Origin of the sequence: Paenibacillus germinis (assembly GCF_013141785.1) — a bacterium.
GTDB lineage: Bacteria > Bacillota > Bacilli > Paenibacillales > NBRC-103111 > Paenibacillus_E > Paenibacillus_E phytorum.
This window is the reverse complement of sequence record NZ_WHOC01000069.1, coordinates 102,851-123,658: the sequence shown is the minus strand read 5'-3', so window position 1 is coordinate 123,658 and position 20,808 is coordinate 102,851. Positions and strand designations below refer to the sequence as shown.

Here is a 20,808-nt window from a genome sequence, read left to right as displayed (position 1 = left end):
TCCTATACCTGCCCATAAGCGGACTAAGATCCTCATCCTCGCGCACCCAGCGGGCATGGGGGTTATTTTTTTAGAAAGATAAGAAAAGCATAAAAATCAACATCTTTGCAAAACATAAGTGAAATGAAGGTAAATTATGTTAGTTGTTTCTTATTGAGGTGATTCTAATTCGTGAACAGAACACTGAAGTTATTGTGGAAAGATCTCAAAAAGATGAACAAAGAGAAACCCGCAGAAGAGAATAAAGTAAAAACCGAATTTAATAATTTTGAACAATTAATGCAAGTAGCAGCTCTATCCAGTGATTTTGTAAAGAGTTTTATTGAGCTCCCTCTTCAAAAGTTAAGTATTTCCTATTACAAGACGTTGATCGATGATCATTTACTGCAGCATAATTTGATTCATACCTTGCAGCTTAGTGCTTGTGAGGTAGAAATCACAGCCATTGAAGAGATATCGGCATGGATTCCAATCGATCAAATTATTATCACCGAGGATATCAAAGTCATTCAAAACAGCCTGCTAAAAGGGTATGCGATTGTACAAATACACGAGAAGAATGATCCCAAGTGTGCTTTAATCAGGCTCGCGTCCAGTGAAGGATCAAGAGATCATAACACAACCGAAAATGAATTTAGTGTTGTGGGTCCTAAAGTAGGGTTTGTAGAAAAGATGGATATTAATATTCATCTATTGCGAACACAAATCAATATCCCCAATTTAATTGTTAAGGAATTAACCTTAGGCACAGTATCAAACACCAAAGTTGCGATTGTTTATCTGGATGGCGTAACGAATGAAGAGAATCTGAATACAGTCGAACAACGCTTACGATCTTTTGATTTTGATGTCATTTTTGATTCCTCTCAACTAGAACAAGTCATTTCGGATAATTCGTGGACACCATTTCCACTTTTTGTATCAACAGAACGTTTGGATCGTGTTGTGTATGGCCTTATTTACGGGCAAGTTGCAATTGTGAGTGATGGCTCGCCGTATTTTTTAACGGGACCCTCGACGTTATTTGATTTCTTCTTATCTCCGGAAGATTATTATCTGCCATGGGTGTTGGGATCCTTTTTCCGGCTATTCCGTATCTCTGGCGTTATTTTCTCCGTATTCGCTTCATCGATCTATGTAGCTTTAACGACTTATCATTATGAAATGATTCCAATAGGTTTATTAGGGCCGCTGATATTTTCTAGGCAAAATGTTCCCTTTCCTCCGGTACTTGAAGTACTCTTTCTGGAGGCAACGATAGAATTTCTTCGAGAAGCTGGAGCAAGGCTGCCAACAAAAATTGGTCAAACGTTAGGTATAGTAGGAGGGATCGTTATTGGGCAAGCGGCAGTTGAAGCGGCATTAACAAGTAATATTTTGCTTATTATTGTGGCTTTATCCGCATTAGCCTCGTTCACGACCCCCATCTATAAGATGTCAAATACGATACGTTTTTTACGTTTCCCTATTATCTTATTAGCTGCCTGTTGGGGCAATTTGGGGATTGTCATTGGGATTTGCCTATTACTCATCCATGTTACACGGTTAAAATCATTAGGTACCCCTTACACAGTGCCAATCTATCCTTTAAGAATGAAAGATCTCAAAGACAGCTTTATTCGGCCCTCCTATGAGGTAACTAATTTAAGACCCGGTTATCTGAAACCTAAATCATCTTTACGCTATAAACCTAAATCAAATAAGAAAAAAGATTTTGATGAAGAATGAGTAGACATTTTGTGGGGTAAATATGCATTTTCTAAAAGTCTATCTATGCCTAATAAGTATGACCCTGTTATCCGCCTGTGCGAATCAGAAGCTTGTGGATGAAATTAAAATTGTCCAATCGATCGGTTACGATTTAACGGATCATGGCGTTAAGAGTGTTGTTCTTTATCCCGTTTTCGAAAAGAAAAATGAAGCTCAATTAGAACTTTTGGATACGAGTTCGAATTCTTATTACGACATCATTCCCAGACTGAATACCAAAACAAATGATCCCATTGAATATGGTCAATTGAGGATGGTCTTATTTGGAAAAACCTACTCACAAAAAGGAATTGATGCCGTCATACACAGTTTATGTCGAGATGCCAAAATAGGGTCTCGCATTCAACTCGGCGTTGCAGAAAGAGATGCATCCGAATTATTAACCACCTCAAAGAAATACAAGGATCCGTTTTATATATCCGGAATGATTAATCAGAACATCACCCATGGGAATTTACCGATAACGAATCTGCAAGAGTTTCTGTTTGATCACTATGGCGAGGGACGGGACCCCTTTCTACCTTATATCATCCTTGAACGTGGAAATATTAAAATAGATGGGATAGCCTTGTTTTCATACGACAGATTAAAAACCGTAATTAGTATGAAAGACGCATTTATTTTAAAAATGTTAGTTGGTAATTCAAAGAATGGTAGCTATATGTATCCGTTGAATGGCCCCAAATCTGATAGGAACGAATTTGTTTTATTACATAGTATCGGCTCTAGAATGAAGTATACGGTTGATCGGATTGAGCCAACGCCTATAATTTCAATTAAAGTTAATGTAAAACTGCAAGTCAAAGATGTCCCTAATCAAATTGATTTGGCAAAAGAGGATCAATTAAGAGGACTTGAACAAAGAGTTGGGAGCTATTTTGAAAAAGAAATTCAAAGTTTTATTTCTTATTGTCAAAAAAACAAGGTAGATCCCATTGGATTCGGTGATTTGGTAAGAAGTAAATCTTTGAATTGGGACGAGGAGGACTTCTATGCAGGGTATGAATCCTTAAAGTCGAACGTAAACGTAATTGTTCACATTATTCAGACGGGAGTTGGCGAGTAAATTGGAAAAGGAATCCCATACAATATCTCCCTATCTCGTTTTTTTTCTTCTCAATAGTAGTATGATTGGTGTTGGCATCTTGAATTTCCAAAGAGAACTTATTAATCACGGGGGCTATAGTTCGTGGATTTCTGTAATTTTGGCTGGGATCACTATTCATCTCCTTGTATGGATCATTTATCGAATGTTGTCCACAGATCCGCTAAATTCAGACCTCATTTCACTGAATAAAGCCTGTTTTGGTCGTATTGTTGGAAATCTGATCAATGGAAGCGTTGTGCTTTACTTTTTCATGGGGGCATTTACTGTTTTTAGAGGTTTTGTTGAAATTGTTCAGGTGTGGCTTTTTACCTCTATGAGCTTGTATCCGGTTAGCGTCGTTTTCCTTGTCGTTATTTACTATACGATATCAGGCGGTTTTCGTACGGTTACTGGCATGAGCTTTTGGGGTATAGTTCTTCCATACGTTGTTGTAATTCCCCTTTTATTTTTTGTTATAAAGTACTTGCATCCTCGGAACTTGCTCCCCCTTCATGTGAATTCAGTCGAAGACATATTACTTTCCATTAAGACCATGGCGCTTCAATTTAGCGGTATTGAAGTCATATTAATCATTTATCCGTTGGTCCAAACACCAAAAAAATCGTACAAGTGGGCACAATGGGCTGTTCTAAGTACGACTTCCATCTACTTAGTTCTCACACTCCTTGCTTTTATGTTTTTCAGTCAAGGACAGATGAAACATATCATTTGGCCAACGGTAACGTTGCTCAAGATCATCGAAATACCACTGATACAGCGATTAGAGTACATCGTGATCTCAATCTGGTTTCTCAAAATACTAGCCACAATCTCTATTTTTCTTTGGGCCGCCTGCAGAGGGGTGAAAACTACAGTAAATATCAAACACCGAACAAGCTTGCTTATTTTTCTAGCTGGATTCTTGGCATTGCAATTGCTATTCTTTAAAGATCGATCTGGCATTAGTGAATTGTCCAAGTTTAACTCCAATGTAGGCTTTTATTTTAATTATGTGTACATTCCCATTTTATTTGTTATCGTTCTATTAAGGAGCAAGTTTATGTCGAAAAAAATTGAATGATGGCAATAAATGACAAAGCGTATTACAATTTTATCAGGAACGTTTATCAGAATGCGGTCCATAGGGCTGCATTTTTTTTGTGTAAATTAAAGAGTCATTTCTGTATTATGACCACTATTTCTTGAAATAGTATGCTAGTTTCGCTAGTTGGGCGGACCTATAATGAAGTCAAGTAAACGTCATCATTAAGCTTTTACAGGGGGTAAATGTTTACGGACAGTATATAAACAGGAGGGTGTTAATCAAATGAAAAAACTAGTAGTGCTAGGACTTGCTACAATGTTTGCGCTTACAGCATGCTCGGACAACAAAGCAACAACAACAGAAACTCCAAAGGCAACAGGAAACGCTAAACCGGCCAAGCTATCGCTTAACTGGTCCGTTATGAGTGGACTTATGGGGAATGTGACACTTCCTTCCGCTGACAAAGATTTCGTTAAAAAAGCGATTGAAGAGAAATTTAACGTTGATTTGAAAATCGATTATATGGTGACAGGCAAAGAATATCATGACAAGTTGAATGCTACCTTGGCGGGGGGAAGTGCTCCTGATCTGTTCATCGCTGGTGGTGCCGAGTCCCAGAAGTATATTAACGACGGTATAACCGCGAACCTGAGCACATTCATTACGAAAGAAACGATGCCTAATTATTTCAAGTGGGTAACGAAAGAAGAAGTAGATGCTTATCAACTCAAACAGGGTGAGTTCACTCGCGGTATGGTGCCTTTCTCACGTAACACCTATGCTTCCTGGTATATTCGCCAAGATTGGCTCGATAAGCTGGGGTTGAAGTCTCCCAAAACTTACGCGGATCTGACCAACGTTTTAACCCAGTTCACGAAAGCAGATCCGGATGGCAATGGCAAGCAGGATACTTATGGCTTTACTGCAGCAGGCAGCGGGCAAAATCTTCCATTTGACTTCCCGCAATGGTTGAACAACGGTTTTGTAGCTGATTTCATGATCGTAGACAATAGTTATGTAGACAATCGGACGGATCTTAAAGTACAAGGTGTTATCGATCAAGTGGTGGAATGGAACAAAGCTGGAATCGTAGATCCGGACTGGTTCCTGAACAAGCCGCCAGCTCATTTTGATAAAGCTTCTCAAAGCAGAGTCGGAATGTTCTTCACGGCAGGCGACAAAACAGTGGCGCTGGACAGCGTTGCTACTAGCGTACAAAATCGTACGAAAGCTCTTGATCCAAAAGCCAATTGGCAGCCTATTTACCCGCTCGACAAACCGATCATGTGGAAATACAACGTTCCTACTGACACATTCTTAATAAGCGAAGCTACAGCCGATAAGAGTCCGGACAAAGTGAAGCGTTCCTTGGAAATCGTCAACTGGCTTGAAGGTGAAGAAGGCTTCTTGCTGACCCACTTCGGACAAGAAGGTAAACACTACACGAAATCTGGCAATAAGATTACTTTAAATGTAGCAGCTTTCGAAGCTGATGTCGCCAAAGCAGGTAACTGGCTGAATGTGTATGCTGCATTTACACCAGAAGATCCTAATGTACTTGGATTTGAACTAATTGATTCCCGTGTTTCCGAGCATGACCGTGCGATTCTGAAAACGGTTGAAAGCTTCCCGAAACATAACGCATTGCCTCCAGTAAGCTTAGTTCCTCCTGCAGGCATCAACATCGGGGATTTCCGCAAAGAAATGAGCAAATTCCATGCCAAAGCAGTTCTTGAAGACAAGAGCGGTAAAAATTGGCCGCAATACCGTGAAGAACTGATGACCAAGTTCAAAGGAAGAGAAATCTTCACAGAGTATACCAAACAATTGAACTCCGTTCTGAAAGATAAGAAACTTAACGATTTTAAATAAACGTGTCAAGGCATCGAGGGGAACCCTGGGTTGTTCATGGGTTTCCTTCTGCCTTCCAACAGAGATACGGCTAGGAGGATATGGCGATGGCGGAAACCACAACTGCAATGAAAGAGAAACCTACAGCAACACGCCCGGTGAGGCAAGGTAAACTACGAAGCATTTACCACAGCAGATGGTTCTACCTCATGATGATACCTGGACTGGTCTATTATATTCTGTTTCATTTTGCTCCAATGGCGGGAACCTTGATAGCTTTTCAGAATTACAACTTGATGAAGGGCATCTGGGGAAGTCCTTGGGTCGGCTTTGATAATTTTCGAGTCATTTTCGATAATCCTGAATTTTTGCAAATCATGAGAAACACGCTGTTAATCAGTATTTACAAAATTGTAGGCAACATGGTACCTGATGTTATCCTTGCACTCATGTTGAATGAAGTAAGGGTCCTTTGGTTCAAACGAGCGGTACAAACCATAACTTACGGACCATATTTTCTGTCCTGGGTCATCGTATATGGATTAGCTTTTTCTTTCCTAGCTCCGGGCTCCGGGTTGATCAGTACTTATGTACGCGATATGGGATGGGGACAAATTGACTTATTGACGAACAATGATTTCTTTAGACCGATGCTGGTACTTACAGAAATTTGGAAAAATACCGGATTCGGAGCCATCATTTACTTGGCGGCTTTGGCATCCATTAACCAGGAACTTTATGAAGCTGCCGTCGTGGATGGTGCAGGACGTTGGCGTCAGCTCTGGCATATTTCGTTGCCTGGTATCCGTGATGTATTCGTGCTTCTGCTGATTATCAGAATCGGCGGCATACTGGATGCAGGCTTCGATCAGGTTTTCATCTTCTTGAATGCCCGGGTGTATGATGTCGGGGATATTGTAGATACATGGGTTTATCGATATGGCTTCGAGCGTCTGGAGTTTGGCGTTGCAGCAGCTATGGGTGTTTTCAAATCCTTGGTAGGGCTCGTTTTAGTTGTAGGCGCAAACAGAATAGCCAAGAAAGTCGGGGGTTCCGGCATATGGTAGATTGCAATTTGAAAAAGGAGGGGTATTACGATGTCATTCGTACTCCAAAAGTCAAAAGGGGATAAGGTAGCTGATGTGGCAATAAATACAGTTCTAACCCTGTTTGCCCTCGTCACTTTGTTTCCGCTGTATTATGTCGCTATCGTTTCTCTGACTCCTTATATAGAAGTCATGAAGAATGGCGGTTTCGTTATTTGGCCCGAGCATTTTACCTTTCAAGCTTACAAAGAAATATTTGGGAGCGCGCGTATTCCTCAGGCGTTGAAAATTACTGTATTCATTACGGTAGTAGGCACGACTTTGAATCTGGTAGTCACCACGCTGCTGGCGTACCCGCTATCCAAGAAGTCTGTTCCAGGCCGTAATTTTATCCTGATGGCGCTCGTATTCACGATGATTTTTAGCGGCGGTATTATTCCACTTTACATTATGGTTCGCAGTCTCGGATTGTACGATTCGGTCTGGGCGCTCGTTATTCCCGGAATGGTATCCACCTTTAACTTATTGATTGTCAAAACGTACTTTGAAAACCTCCCGGCGGAAGTAGAAGAGGCAGCCAAGGTAGACGGTTGCGGAGACATACAGACACTATTTCGCATTGTCCTACCTCTGTCGGCACCCATAATGGCTACGATTGGTTTGTTCTACGGAGTTACGCATTGGAACGAATATTTCAAAGGTATCTTTTATATTTCCGACAAAACGCTTATGCCGATGCAGGTTGTGCTTAGAAGCATGATTCAAGCACCAAATGTTAGCTCTGAGCTGTCGATTAATTCATTGGCTCTCGACGCGCTGCCTCCGGAAACGATCAAGATGGCCGTAGTTGTAGTAGCGACATTACCGCTCCTGATCATCTATCCGTTCCTGCAAAAATATTTTGTCAAAGGTGCATTGCTAGGTTCCGTCAAAGGGTAATAGTGAGCGCAAATGATTGAGTATGAAAATTATGGTACAAAGAAGTATTGGCCATGCTATAATACTTGAAAGTCACAAGCCCTCGATCATCGGGGGCTTTGCTGTATCCTCATAGGATAGGGGAGCGATCTTGCATGATTCGTCGGATAACAGGAAAAAGCTTCACTTCCAGCGTTAGCACCAAGCTGTTTATCCTTACTTTTTTGTCTGTAATCGTACTTTTTCTGGTGATCGGCATTTTCGGGTACCAGCGGCTTTTTGAGCCGATCAGGCAAAACAACGAAGAAGTGCTGCAGGGCTCCGTCGTGCAGGTTGAAAATTATATCAAAACCTTAATGAACTCCATACAAAGTCAACTGATCTTTCTCTCCAATCCGGTTCTATACAATAAAATGGACGAAGCCGACTATATGGAGCTGATCGATAATATCATGACTTACCATCAAGAACAGATTCATAGTATTTATCTGATCGAATATGACAAAGTGAAGATTAGCTCTCCATACGGATATCGATTTTATATCACTCCCGAGCGAATTGAGGAAATCAAAACTCAAACAAGCAAAACGGGCTTCTGGTGGAGTCCCCCGTATTCAATCAACGAGCGTGCAGTAATTACCGTTTCAAAGCAAATCGACAGTAACCGCGTTGTTGCGCTGGATTTGAATTTGAATGCGCTAACCGGTCCGCAGATCATTCAAGGCGAGCAGCGGCGAATTTATCTGTTTTCGGGCCAAGGCGATTATTTGTCAACGAACACGTATCTCGCCTACCCGAAGACGTTTCAGGATCATTTGGAAATGAAGGATGCCTTGCAAGCCTTAACTCTGACGAGCGGGACGGCTTTCAACACCGTTCACACCTCTTTTGGAAACTATACGGTGCTTAGCAGTAATCAAAATCGCTGGGATTGGTTTGTTTTCTCGGTCATCGAGGAATCGCAGGCGTTTCCTTTGCTGGACTCGCTCAAGAAACAGCTGGTGCTGGTGCTGCTAATCGCCATTATTCTGGCAGTGATCGTTTCCGTGTGGATTACGAACTACATCCGCAAGCCCGTGACAGCCATAACCCGACAATTCAAGGCAGCTGCGCGCGGCGAATTGGAAGCTCGGATCAAACTGAAACGCAACGATGAGTTCACGCATATTGCTGATGGTTTTAACAGCATGATGGGCAATATCAAGTCCTTGTTTGATGACTTGAGGTTAGCGGAGGAGAAGAAGCGGCATCATGAGCTGAAGGTGCTGCAATCGCAGATTCACCCCCATTTTCTTAATAATACACTTAATGCTATATACTGCTTGGGTGAAACCGGACAAACGGATGAAATGTGTGAGATGATTAGGTCGCTGATGGGGCTGCTGCAATATTCAACGGACAAGGTCGGAGATATTGTGACGGTTGAGGATGAACTTCGGCAATTGGAAAACTATGTTCAGATTATGAACCTCAGGTATGGGGATGTATTCGAGATGGACATTGCCGTTCCGGAGATCTACTTTAACACGGCAATCCCGAAGCTAACGTTGATAACATTGGTGGAGAACAGTATTTTCTATGGGCTCACTAAAAAAGAGGTTAATCATATCATTGTCTCGGGGAAGAATACGGAGGCTAATAGTGTACTGCTTGAGGTTTCGGATACAGGACCAGGAATTACTCCGGAGAAGCTTGCCTTGCTGACGGAAGAGACGGGGACGCCTAATCCTTATAAAGGTTTGAACAATTTGGGGCTGCGCAATGTGCAAGAACGGCTTAGTATGACGTTCGGTTATCCGTATGGTCTGCATTTTCATAATGAGCCGGATGAGGGGCTAACGGTGACGATTCGTCTACCGATAGGAGAACTTCGAGAGAAATAAATGTAGCGGAAGGGGAAAGTGCCATGCTGAAGCTGCTGATGGTGGATGATGAACAATGGGTACGTGAACGCTTTTCCGAACGGATTCCTTGGTCGGATGCAGGGTTTACGTTTATGGGAGCCGCATCGGGAGCTGAGGAAGCGATCCGAATGATAGAACGGGATATGCCGCATCTGCTGCTGACGGATATTACGATGCCGAATATGAGCGGATTAGAACTAGCTGCCTATGTTCGCAAGCGGTGGCCGCGAATCCGGATTGTTATCCTGACGGCTTATGGCGAGTTCGAATACGCGCGCCAAGCCATCGAGTTGGGTGTGGATAACTATTTGATCAAGCTGGCGCAGACGCCCGAGCAAATTCTCGACGCTTGCCGCAAGGTGGCTGAAGAGATTGAGCAGGAGATGGATGTGGATCAGAAGCTGGAGATGCGCCGTAAGTTGGAATGGGAAAAGGAATGGACTAGGAAGCGCCAGTGGACGGAGCGATTGGTGGACGATGATGGAAGTATCCAAGCCCGAACGATGCCTGAAGAGTGGTTCGAAGAGGTGGCCCAAGCCAGTTATTTGGCGGGATTGACCATAGGCTGGAGAGTCCCCGCGGGACCCGAGCAAACTGAGCTAACGGAAGAGGAGCTTGTTCAGCTCCAGAAACAAGTAGGCGAAGTATTGGAGGAGAGGCTGGACTCGCGTATGCTCGGTGAAGGCAACCGGATGGTGATGCTGCCGATACGACAAAGCCGGTTGTGCCTGCTGATCGGATCCAGACAGCTTCTGGAAAGCTTCAAGATGAACCAGCTAGCTTTGGCGGCACTGGAAGCTTTAAGAGATTTCGCCCCGGTTAAGAGCTTTATTCATGTCGGCCCGGTACGGGAATTAGGCAAGCAACCTTTGACGATAAAGCATATTGCCGATGGGTTGCGCGAAGGACTTGATGGGCTAGCCGCTTATTTCTATAAGTCGGATTCGGCTGTTGTAAGCAAACATGCGCCAACATTCCGGCGCTTCGATGAGGAGCAGATCCGAGAATGGATTGCAGCTGTGGTGAAAGCGATGCTGCGGGAGGATGCCGAAGCATTCCAGGAAAGTGTGTCTGTCATAACCAAGCTTTATAACCCACCGATTCATCCAGCGGATCTGCTTCGGATGACGCGACAAATGTTTCACCCCGGGTTCGTAAAGCTTCCAGCCTCGGTTGTCGAGCGATTAAGTGGGATCGATCGATTAGAGACGTGGACGGATTACTGCGGATGGTGGGAAAAAATGATTCACGCCGTATACGAATGGATGAACAATCGCATTCATCCGTCAGCGTCGATGCGCAAGGAAGTTCAACTGATGATTCGCTATATCCGAGAGCATTACAAGGAGGATGTGCAGGTGGCCGAGCTTGCTAAGCTTGTTCAAATGCACCCATCTTACGCAGGTCAAATGTTCAAGCAGGAGGTCGGCGAGAACTTCTCGGATTATTTGAACCGAGTACGTATGGAAAAGGCGAGCGAATTGTTGGAACGGACGACGATGAAAATTTATGAGGTATCCGGGGCTGTAGGCATCTCCGACTATCGTTATTTCTGCAAACTATTCAAGAGCTACACGGGAATTACGCCTACACAATATAAAAATAAACAAGTGTAAGGTTACGAGCCGTCATGTTGAGTTTTACATGACGGTTTTTTTGCATTCGGATATGTGCAGATATTTAGAAAATTAACAGATCTTTAAATAGGCAAGAGATCAGGTAACTTGTCAAAGAATAAGCCATTTCCAAGGACTAAATGACTTGTTAAGATCACATTGTTCAGGCAGCACATAAGAAAAGAGGGAAACCTGCATGACAAATGAATGGCTTAATGTCGTACATAAGAAGGGAGGAGAAATCAGTATGGCAAACGAACAGGCTTCTGTCAATGAGACAACGAACACGATAAAACGCGATCGTAAAGGAGAAATCTCCTTTTTAAAAAGACTAACTAGAGGAAAATATCTGTTCGTGATGTTCCTGCCCTGTTTGTTGTATTATCTACTTTTTCAATACGCTCCTATGCTTGGCATCGTCATAAGTTTCAAAAACTACAATTTGGTTAAAGGCATTTGGTCGAGTGATTGGGTAGGCCTGAAATATTATGCGATGTTTTTTCAAGACCCGAACTCATTAAGATTGATAAAGAACACATTTTTGCTTGGGATTTATTCATTACTGTTTGGTTTTGCACCACCGATCATTTTGGCGCTGCTGCTGAATGAATTGAAGAACGCCCTGTTCAAAAGGTTTGTTCAAACAGTCAGCTATTTGCCGCATTTTATTTCCAACGTGGTTGTGGTTGGGATGATCGTCACTTTCCTTTCACCATCGGGCGGGTTGATTAATGAAATCATCCAATCGTTTGGCTCTAAACCTGTGAATTTCATGATGGAGCCAGCGTTGTTTCGCTCGATTTATGTGGCATCCGGCATCTGGCAGAGTTTCGGTTGGGGATCCATCATCTATCTTGCTGCGCTATCGTCCATAGACCCGACGTTATATGAAGCTGCGGAAATCGATGGGGCTTCGCGCTTGGGCAAGATGTGGCATGTTACTCTGCCAGGCATAGCTTCTGCGATCGTCATTTTACTCATTCTCAACGTAGGAAATATCACGCAAATTGGCTTCGAAAAAGTGTATTTGCTGACGAACCCGGTCAATTTGAAAACCGCGGATATTCTAAGCACAAACGTTTACAGGATGGGACTAATTGGGGGTCAATTCAGTTACGCCTCAGCGATTGGATTGTTTGCTTCAATCATCAGTCTGGTGTTTCTGATGGGCACGAATTATATTAGTCGCAAATTTACGGAAACTAGCCTATGGTAGAAGGGATATCTTCATGAAGCAAAAATTCAGTCTGTTTTCCCTAATCAATCTATTTCTTATGCTTTGTGTTGTCATGATTACCCTCTACCCTTTTCTTTACATGCTCTCTGTTTCCTTGAGTGGGAACACGTTTGTGATGAAAGGGGCAATCACGTGGTATCCGAAAGGCTTTAATCTTGACATGTATAAGCTAGTGTTCAAGGATACCCGTATCATGAAGGGTTTTCTCAATACAATGATGTATACGGCACTTGGTACTCTTATTTCCTTAACCATAACGGCATTCGGAGCTTATGCTTTAACGAAAAAAGAAATGATTTTCTCTAAAGGGTTCACCTTGATGGTTGTGATCACGTTATTTTTCAGTGGAGGCATGATTCCGACTTTTCTCATCATCAAATCCTACGGCCTGTTAGATACGGTGTGGGCTATGGTGCTTCCGGGCGCTGTTAACTCTTGGAATATGTTAGTGATGTGCACGTTTTTTAGAGGTATTCCTCCGGAACTTGAAGAATCCGGCAGAATGGATGGTTGTAATGACTTTGGTATCGCCTTGCGTATTGTGTTTCCGATGTCAAAAGCTGTGTTTGCCGCCATCGGATTATTCACTGCAGTCGGTTTGTGGAACGATTTCTTCACGCCGTTGTTGTACTTGAGGGATGTGAATTTATTTCCGCTTTCCGTTGTTTTGCGTAACATTATGCTTGCCGGACAAATGTCTTCCGAAGCGACCAGTGGTCAAGGCGACGTTATCGTCTCGGAATCCTTGAAATACGCAGTACTTATGGTATCTACGCTGCCTATCCTGCTGCTGTATCCGTTCATGCAGAAATATTTTGACAAAGGGGTTTGGGTAGGTTCAGTCAAAGGTTGAATCTGGAAGACAAACCTTGCTAGAGACATTTTATAAAAACAAAGGGGAAATTGCGTGTGAGAAAAGTTGGGTTGATTGCATTGAACGTAGCCTTGGTACTTACTGTACTTGCTGGATGCACGAATAAAACAAGCCCGGATAGCACGGCTCCTAGTGTTAGTGGGAATCCAAAAATCCCTGAGGCTGTTGCAACAGTAAATAAAGGGATTGAGAAGAACACATTTACAGCACTCCTGGAGACGAATGCAAGTTGGCCGTATAACAAAGATTGGCCTATTTGGAAATATATTGAGGAAAATACAGGAACCACTTTAAATGTACAGCTCCCATCAGGGAATTTGCAAGATACGGTCACCCTCAATGTGGCATCGGGATCACTGCCGGATCTCACTTTTGGCTACACGCCGATGGCGAATACGTATGGCATTCAAGGAGTATTTGCCAATATTCTCGATTATACGGATATCATGCCGAATTTTAAAAAATGGATGGAGAAGTATCCGACCTATGTCAAAGCGGCTTTGGCGTCAGACGGGAAGATGTACGTTTTTCCAAATGAGGGTTACGGGAAAGCGAATGGCATGAGCTGGTTGTATCGTCAAGATATTTTCCAAAAGAATAATCTTACGCCTCCTACCAATTACGACGAGTTCTATAACGTTTTGAAAAAGCTTAAGCAGATTTATCCGGATTCAAGTCCGTTTGTCTTCCGCAATGGATTGAACATCCTGAATAGTATGGCTCCATCTTTTGAAGCAAATGGGGGCTTTTATCTGGATAAAAAAACGAATAAAGCTCAATTTGGTCCAATTGAACCCAACTTCAAGAAGATGGTTGAATATCTCCATAAATTTTATGTGGATGGCCTTATTCCAGCCGACTTTTTGACGGTCGATACTAAACGTTGGCAGGATATGATCTCAACGAACAAAGGATTTGTAACGAATGATTACATCGTTCGCATAGATTTCTTTAACACACCGATGCGCAAGGAAAATCCGGATTCCACAATAGCCTTTATGCCTCCAGCAGCAGGATTACCCGGTGCTAAGCCTTTGCTTCTTAACACGCAATCCGTCGACGGTGGGTTGATGGTTTCCGCCAAGTCCAAAAAAATCAAAGAAATCATGAAGACCATGGACTTCTTTTATAGCGAAGAAGGAAAGACAATGGCCAGCTGGGGGAAGGAAGGTGCAACCTATACCATTGAAAATGGGAAAAAGAAATTCATTCCGGGCTTATTTAATAATGCTTCAGAACTAGCCAATAAATTTGGATTGACGACACTGGGCACGTACACCTGGTTTGATTTCGATGCCTATAAGTCGATCATATCCAAAAGTCTGCAATCGGCTTACGATGATGCTGATAAATATATGGATGTTTACAGTCCCCTTCCGAAAAATACACAGTCTGAATTAGATGTTTTGTCGATAACCGGCAAAGCGGTCACTGATGCCTACTCTGAGAACATATCGAAATTTATTATTGGCCAAAGAAGTCTCGATGAATGGGATCAATACGTGGCGGAGCTCAAAAAATTAGGACTTCAGAAAGCGCTTGATGTCTATCAGGCTTCTTTTGACCGGGTGTCCAAAACAAAGTAATATAACTTTTACCCTAACCCGCATCCACGACTTGCGATTCATGATTTACCTCGCACGCCAAGGATGCGGGTTTTCTAGTTCTTATATGTGAGGAGAGCTGATTGAAATGGGAATTAGTCGAGTTTATAAAAGAATGTATACATTGTCCATCTGTTGTCTAATCATCATGTTCATTACATTGATGGTCGTTCCGGCAAACAATTCAGCACAGGCAGCTAGCAATAACATGCTGGTGAATTCAGGGTTTGAGACACAATTGGCAAATAGCAATCCATCTGATTGGACGATCAAAGTATATACAGCGGGACCTGTAGTTACCGTGGATTCTGCGGTTTATCGCGAGGGTACGCATTCCGTGAAGATCGATGCTACTGCTGGAGGAAGGGTTAGTCTTGCTCAAACCGTACCATCAATAACTGCTGGACAAACATACAGCCTATCATCATGGATTAAAACGCAGAATGTTCAATCCGTGGAGGGAGCTCGGGTACGAATAGGGTTCTATGATAACGTGAATGCACTAATAGGTTCGTTGGTGTACACGACGGGGTTGAAAGGCACCAACGATTGGAGCTATGTGGAGAAAATCGTTCAAGCCCCTGCTGGCGCAGTAAAAATGGCGATCGAGAATATGCCGGATGTGGGTACTGGAATAACTTGGTACGACAGCGAAAGCGTGATACCGATATATCCAGTTCAGGGAATAACATTGGACAATACACACGCAAATCTTCAAGTAGGGCAAAGTATTACGCTGAATGCTTTGATCACTCCTGCAAATGCGACTAACAAAAATGTCGTCTGGGCGTCATCCAATCCCACTGTTGCGACCGTAAGCGGTGGAACGGTGACTGCCCTGGGTTATGGAACAGCTGTCATTACTTCAACAACCAGTGAGGGGGGATATCGTGCTGAATGTTATGTATCTGTAGGTAATATAGGAGTGAGTGTAGATAGTATAGCCATCAGTGCCAGTAAGGTGACTGCTGCTGTTTACGATACGATTGAGCTATCGGCTGTCATATCACCGCAGAATGCGCTTGACAAGAGAATTACATGGACATCCTCTGACAGCTCAGTAGCAACAGTTACTGATGGCCACGTAATGGTAGTTGGTCAGGGGACTGCAATAATAACAGTTACGACTGTAGATGGTAATAAAACGGCATCATCTATCATAGATGCGAGTAATCTTTTGAAAAATGCACGTTTCGAAATGGTCTCATCAGGTGTTATACCCGACGGTTGGTCGGTTACCAATTTTGCTGCGGGTCCTGTGGCAAGTGTGGACAACACGGTATTTAAGGAAGGCGGCAAATCTCTCAAGATTGACGCTTCAACCAGCGGTAGGATCAGAGTATCCAGGCAAGTTAGTCCTGTGGTACCGGGAAATTTCTATAAGTTTACAAGCTGGATAAAGACAGAGAATGTACAATCCGTTGAGGGAGCTCGGGTAAGAATAGGGTTCTATGACAGCGCGAATGCAGTTGTAGGCACGATGATATACACAACAGGTTTGAAAGGCACCAACGACTGGAGCTATGTGGAGAAAATGGTTCAAGCCCCTAACGGCGCTGTGAAAATGGGGATAGAGAATATGCCGGATGCGGGAACAGGCATAACCTGGTATGACAATGAAAGTGTAATACCTTGGTATTTCGTACAGAGCCTTGCGATAAACCCAAGTAATCTAACTTTAAATGTATCTGACAGTGTTATGCTCAATGTGTCAATCACGCCAACAAATGCTACGAATACAAACATGACATGGACATCCTCCGATGCTAGTGTAGCCACGGTAAATAATGGCTTGGTTACTGCGGTAAATCAAGGGATTGCCGGGATAACCGCGACATCACAGGATGGCGGTTATCAAGCGGCGAGTATCGTACAAGTTGGAGGCAACTTAGACATTACAGTGCCTAACTATACCGCGACAACAACCTTCGGCGCATCTGTAAGCGGACATGTCGTTGCTAGTGATGCGGCTGGCCATGCCTTATCCTACACCAAACTAGCTGAACCTGGTCATGGAACGCTTAGCGTAAAAAGCGATGGTACATGGACATACAAACCTAATCCAGGGAACAACACTTCTGATCTCTTTTATGTCGGGGTGAATGACCATAACGGAGGCTCAACGTATTCGACCATAACGGTTACGATTCAACCCTTGTCGGCTGCTATGGCTCCTTACATGGATGTACATCCAAGGCTGTTCCTTGATCAGAATAAAATCAACCAGCTAAAAGCGGCTATTCTTCCTGGCGGAACCCATGCAAGCATTTGGAATCAAATAAAAGCCCAGGCTGATGTACTTGTTAATACCCCTCCTCCTGCATATTATATAGACCCTTACCCTGGTGATTCGTGGGAAAGAGATACGGCAGATCGCACGGTAAATCTTGCAATGGCTTATGTATTAAGTGGAGAAGTAAAATATTTTAACGCAGCTAAAGCTTATGCCCTTGCCTCTATGAGCTATCCAACTTGGGGAAGGGAACCGCTCAAAAACACGGATCTTGCGGCAGCACATCAATTGCTTAGTCTTGCGATTGTATACGATTGGCTGTATAACGATCTTGATGCAGTTACGCGTGATAATATAAAACATACATTAGAAGCCCATGGAAACGAAATGTATCTTAAAGCATCTGGACAGCCTTTTGAAGGAAAAACAAATTATACCAAAGTTTATTGGACGGAGGGTTACTTGCAAAACCATTTGTGGGTCAGTCTGGGAGGACTCACTGCAGCAGCAGTGGCGATATTCGATGAGGGCATTAATACGCAACCTTGGCTTGAATATGCCATTGGTAAATTTGATAAAGTACTTCAATATTTGCCTGAGGACGGCGCAAGCCAGGAAGGTTACCCCTATTGGCAATATGGTGTTGAGTATTTATTAAATTATGGAGAAATCGCACAAAAGTTTTTTGGAATCAATATTTATCAAAACAATATGTGGCTTAAGAATGCCTCACAATATGCTGCTTATATGTCACTTCCTAAGAATAGCTGGAAATCGGATTTGAATCACATTAATTTTGCAGATGATGCCAAAGCTAATTGGTATGGGCCTGACATGTCTTTAAGGCTGCTTGCCGGAAAATATTCGGATGGATTGGCACAATGGCTCGCCGGGCAGATCGATACCGCCAATATAGAATCTGATAATGTCAGGTACGCAAATATGTTGTGGTATGACCCGTCTGTACCCGAAACGTCAAATAGCACGCTGCCTACACTGCATCTTTTTGATGACCTTGGCATCGTCTCAGCAAGGTCAGACTGGTCAGGGAATGAATCAATGGTAGCATTTAAAAGCGGGCCTTCGATCGGGCACAAAGCACTTCATCTTAACAATTCGGAGCCCATAGAAGACTGGGGAGTAGCTCATGCTCATCCAGACGCAAACCATTTTATGATATTTGGCAATGGTGAGTGGCTGATCAGGGATGACGGATATGCGGACAAAAGGACATCCAACCATAATACTCTGACCATAAACGGCGTGGGGCAATTAGGGGAGGGAGCTCAATTCTTAAAGAACATTCCTATGCAAAGCGTGAAGTCAGAACCGACAATCGTTAAGGCGGAGTCGAACGTCAGTTATGATTATATGTTGGGAGATGCAACACAAGCTTATGACAGTGGGCTCGGACTCAAGAAGTATAAAAGGCATTTAATCTACATGAAGCCTGATATCCTGGTCATAGTAGACGATATAGAGGTAGATAGTCCGAAAAATCTGGAGCTCAGGTTTTTCCCAGAGAGTCAGAACATACAGCTGCTCGGAGATGGTAGCTATCTTACATCCGGTACGACTGCAAACTTGAGGTATAAAGAGTTGACTGGAACGGGTGTAGATGCGAGGGTGGAAGCAGTGCCCTATGTAAACGACGAGTCAAGTTTAGACAGACAGGCATTCCGCTTGATCAATACATCGCAAACCCACTGGCTAAATGCTTCAGCATTTTCATGGTCGGGATCGACGGCCATTCCTAGTAACGTAACTTTGACTCGGCAGGGTGATAGTTGGACGTTTGAGGCAGATGGAAAGGCGGTATCTCTAAATCTTACGAATGATACAGTTCAACCTGCACAAGTGACCGGTGGAGGGAGCACCGTAAACGATGCTACACTAGATGCTATTGCCCTGAATGGGAAATTCATTCAAGGATTTAATTCCAACATATTTAACTACATGGTCCCTAAATCCTCGAAAAAGGTACAGACGCTAGTGTCTGCTATCAAGCATGACAAGAACGCCACAGTCCATATTGACTGGAACGGAAGTGAGACAGGAACAACGGTCATACAAGTGACTTCTGCCAATGGAAATGTAACCAACACATACACGGTAGCGGTCACGGATTCGCCTTTGCTTACGGTTGCGGGTGCTGAAAGTAACGCAATCAATACGGACTTTGATCCTAATAAAAGCGTAGACGACGACATGTCAACCATATGGTCTGCAAAGACGGATACTTCGTTGATTACGGCTGTTAATCCTTCAGGGTATCCATGGCTCAAGGTTAATTTTACTGATGTGAAAAAGGTAAATCGGGTTGATATCGCCTGGTACTTAGGGCATCAAAGGCAAGAAACATTTGACATTCAAACCTCAATCGACGGAAGTGTATGGAGTAACGTATATTCCGGAACAAGCAGCGGAACAACAGCTGAGTTCGAAACGTATACCGTCTCTGATGTTAATGTGAAATATGTACGAATCGTAGGGCATGGAACGAACAAGGGCATCTATACCAGCATCAAAGAAGTGAATGTATACGGGCCTACAGTTAATGTCATGCTGAAAGACAGCAATGGAAACCCGATTAGCGGCGGTGCAGTCAAATATTATGATGGCGGCTGGAAAGACTTCGGGCTAACGGATGCATCGGGTAATGCAGTTAAGAATTTGTTGGATAAACCCTATACGTTCAGCATGAACTATGGAGGCACATACAAGGAAATATCTCAGAACACAGGATCTGCACCTGCTGTTGTGTTCCAAACAGTGAAATCGGAAGTACAACTGAAGGATAGCTTGGGAAATCCGTTGGATGGAGGAACAGTGAAATACTATGCCAATGGGTGGAAGGACTTAGGGTCTACGGTTGGAGGAACAGCAAGCAAGGAATTATTGCCAGGCAGCTATACCTTCAGCACGTCCTACTTGGGTACTTATCAAGAGAAAGTGCAGAATACGGGTGTGAATCCAACCGTTGTGTTCCAGACTGTGAAAACGCAGGTACAACTGAAGGATAGTTTGGGAAATTCGTTGGATGGAGGAACAGTGAAATACTATGCCAATGGGTGGAAGGACTTAGGGTCTACAGTTGGAGGAACAGCAAGCAAGGAATTATTGCCAGGCAGCTACACCTTCAGCACGTCCTACTTGGGTACTTATCAAGAGAAAGTGCAAAATACGGGTGTGAATCCAACAGTTGTGTTCCAGACTGTGAAAACGCAGGTACAACTGAAGGATAGCTTGGGAAATCCGTTGGATGGAGGAACAGTGAAATATTATGCTAATGGATGGAAGGACTTAGGGTCTACAGTTGGAGGAACAGCAAGCAAGGAGCTATTGTCTGGCAACTACACCTTTAGCATGTCCTACATGGGAACCTATCAAGAGAAAATTCAGAATACAAGTGTGAATCCGACAGTGGTTTTTCAAAAGTAGTATTTGATTACCAAAAAATCGCCGCCTGAGGTTGTTCCTCGAGGCAGTGATTTTTTGGTTTTTTCCCTGCGATCTGAAGATCTGCTAACTTTCCAAATAACTACACATGTCCTTAGCCAATCTCATTGTATTAAACTAATAGGTGAGATGATATAATTTTGGTGCAACTAGAGAGGGGACGT

Annotated in this window: 12 protein-coding genes; all 12 read left to right on the top strand. The window is 43.3% G+C overall.

Annotated elements, in window-relative coordinates; genetic code table 11:
- Positions 1–213 precede the first annotated feature (213 nt).
- The 12 genes from GC102_RS12955 (at position 214) to GC102_RS12900 (ending at position 20,626) form a co-directional block, all read left to right on the top strand.
- Positions 214–1,728 carry a spore germination protein gene (locus GC102_RS12955; RefSeq protein WP_246320900.1) on the top strand — a complete coding sequence of 505 codons (1,515 nt, stop codon included), beginning with the start codon at positions 214–216 and terminating at the stop codon, positions 1,726–1,728.
- 22 nt (positions 1,729–1,750) lie between these two features.
- Positions 1,751–2,836: a Ger(x)C family spore germination protein gene (locus GC102_RS12950; RefSeq protein ID WP_171689912.1), complete on the top strand. Its 1,086-nt coding sequence runs from the start codon at positions 1,751–1,753 to the stop codon at positions 2,834–2,836.
- On the top strand, positions 2,802–3,938 hold the full coding sequence (locus tag GC102_RS12945; protein WP_312883252.1) for a GerAB/ArcD/ProY family transporter: 1,137 nt from the start codon (positions 2,802–2,804) through the stop codon (positions 3,936–3,938). Before GC102_RS12950 ends, GC102_RS12945 begins: the two co-directional genes overlap by 35 nt.
- 246 nt (positions 3,939–4,184) lie before the next feature.
- Positions 4,185–5,774 carry a type 2 periplasmic-binding domain-containing protein gene (locus GC102_RS12940; RefSeq protein ID WP_171689910.1) on the top strand — a complete coding sequence of 530 codons (1,590 nt, stop codon included), beginning with the start codon at positions 4,185–4,187 and terminating at the stop codon, positions 5,772–5,774.
- Positions 5,775–5,860: 86 nt separating this feature from the next.
- Positions 5,861–6,820, top strand: coding sequence for an ABC transporter permease (locus GC102_RS12935; RefSeq protein WP_246320893.1), 960 nt, complete (start codon positions 5,861–5,863; stop codon positions 6,818–6,820).
- 30 nt (positions 6,821–6,850) lie between these two features.
- Positions 6,851–7,738, top strand: coding sequence for a carbohydrate ABC transporter permease (locus GC102_RS12930; protein WP_171689909.1), 888 nt, complete (start codon positions 6,851–6,853; stop codon positions 7,736–7,738).
- A 134-nt stretch (positions 7,739–7,872) separates the two neighbouring features.
- Positions 7,873–9,600: a sensor histidine kinase gene (locus GC102_RS12925; protein ID WP_171689908.1), complete on the top strand. Its 1,728-nt coding sequence runs from the start codon at positions 7,873–7,875 to the stop codon at positions 9,598–9,600.
- A 23-nt stretch (positions 9,601–9,623) separates the two neighbouring features.
- Positions 9,624–11,237: a response regulator transcription factor gene (locus tag GC102_RS12920; protein WP_171689907.1), complete on the top strand. Its 1,614-nt coding sequence runs from the start codon at positions 9,624–9,626 to the stop codon at positions 11,235–11,237.
- Positions 11,238–11,595: 358 nt separating this feature from the next.
- Positions 11,596–12,453 (top strand): ABC transporter permease, encoded by an 858-nt coding sequence (locus tag GC102_RS12915; protein WP_246320899.1) that lies wholly within the window; start codon positions 11,596–11,598, stop codon positions 12,451–12,453.
- 13 nt (positions 12,454–12,466) lie between these two features.
- Positions 12,467–13,327: a carbohydrate ABC transporter permease gene (locus GC102_RS12910; protein ID WP_171689906.1), complete on the top strand. Its 861-nt coding sequence runs from the start codon at positions 12,467–12,469 to the stop codon at positions 13,325–13,327.
- A 56-nt stretch (positions 13,328–13,383) separates the two neighbouring features.
- A complete protein-coding gene (locus GC102_RS12905; RefSeq protein ID WP_171689905.1) occupies positions 13,384–14,934 on the top strand; it encodes a type 2 periplasmic-binding domain-containing protein in 1,551 nt (516 codons plus the stop codon).
- A gap of 106 nt (positions 14,935–15,040) precedes the next feature.
- Positions 15,041–20,626: an Ig-like domain-containing protein gene (locus tag GC102_RS12900; RefSeq protein ID WP_171689904.1), complete on the top strand. Its 5,586-nt coding sequence runs from the start codon at positions 15,041–15,043 to the stop codon at positions 20,624–20,626.
- Positions 20,627–20,808 lie beyond the last annotated feature (182 nt).

Excerpts from the sequence above, each read along its gene's own strand:
- GC102_RS12910 (WP_171689906.1), top strand. The coding sequence starts at position 12,467 with ATGAAGCAAAAATTCAGTCTGTTTTCCCTAATCAATCTATTTCTTATG.
- GC102_RS12915 (WP_246320899.1), top strand. The coding sequence starts at position 11,596 with ATGTTCCTGCCCTGTTTGTTGTATTATCTACTTTTTCAATACGCTCCT.
- GC102_RS12940 (WP_171689910.1), top strand. The coding sequence starts at position 4,185 with ATGAAAAAACTAGTAGTGCTAGGACTTGCTACAATGTTTGCGCTTACA.
- GC102_RS12900 (WP_171689904.1), top strand. The coding sequence starts at position 15,041 with ATGGGAATTAGTCGAGTTTATAAAAGAATGTATACATTGTCCATCTGT.
- GC102_RS12950 (WP_171689912.1), top strand. The coding sequence starts at position 1,751 with ATGCATTTTCTAAAAGTCTATCTATGCCTAATAAGTATGACCCTGTTA.
- GC102_RS12925 (WP_171689908.1), top strand. The coding sequence starts at position 7,873 with ATGATTCGTCGGATAACAGGAAAAAGCTTCACTTCCAGCGTTAGCACC.
- GC102_RS12930 (WP_171689909.1), top strand. The coding sequence starts at position 6,851 with ATGTCATTCGTACTCCAAAAGTCAAAAGGGGATAAGGTAGCTGATGTG.
- GC102_RS12955 (WP_246320900.1), top strand. The coding sequence starts at position 214 with ATGAACAAAGAGAAACCCGCAGAAGAGAATAAAGTAAAAACCGAATTT.
- GC102_RS12935 (WP_246320893.1), top strand. The coding sequence starts at position 5,861 with ATGGCGGAAACCACAACTGCAATGAAAGAGAAACCTACAGCAACACGC.
- GC102_RS12920 (WP_171689907.1), top strand. The coding sequence starts at position 9,624 with ATGCTGAAGCTGCTGATGGTGGATGATGAACAATGGGTACGTGAACGC.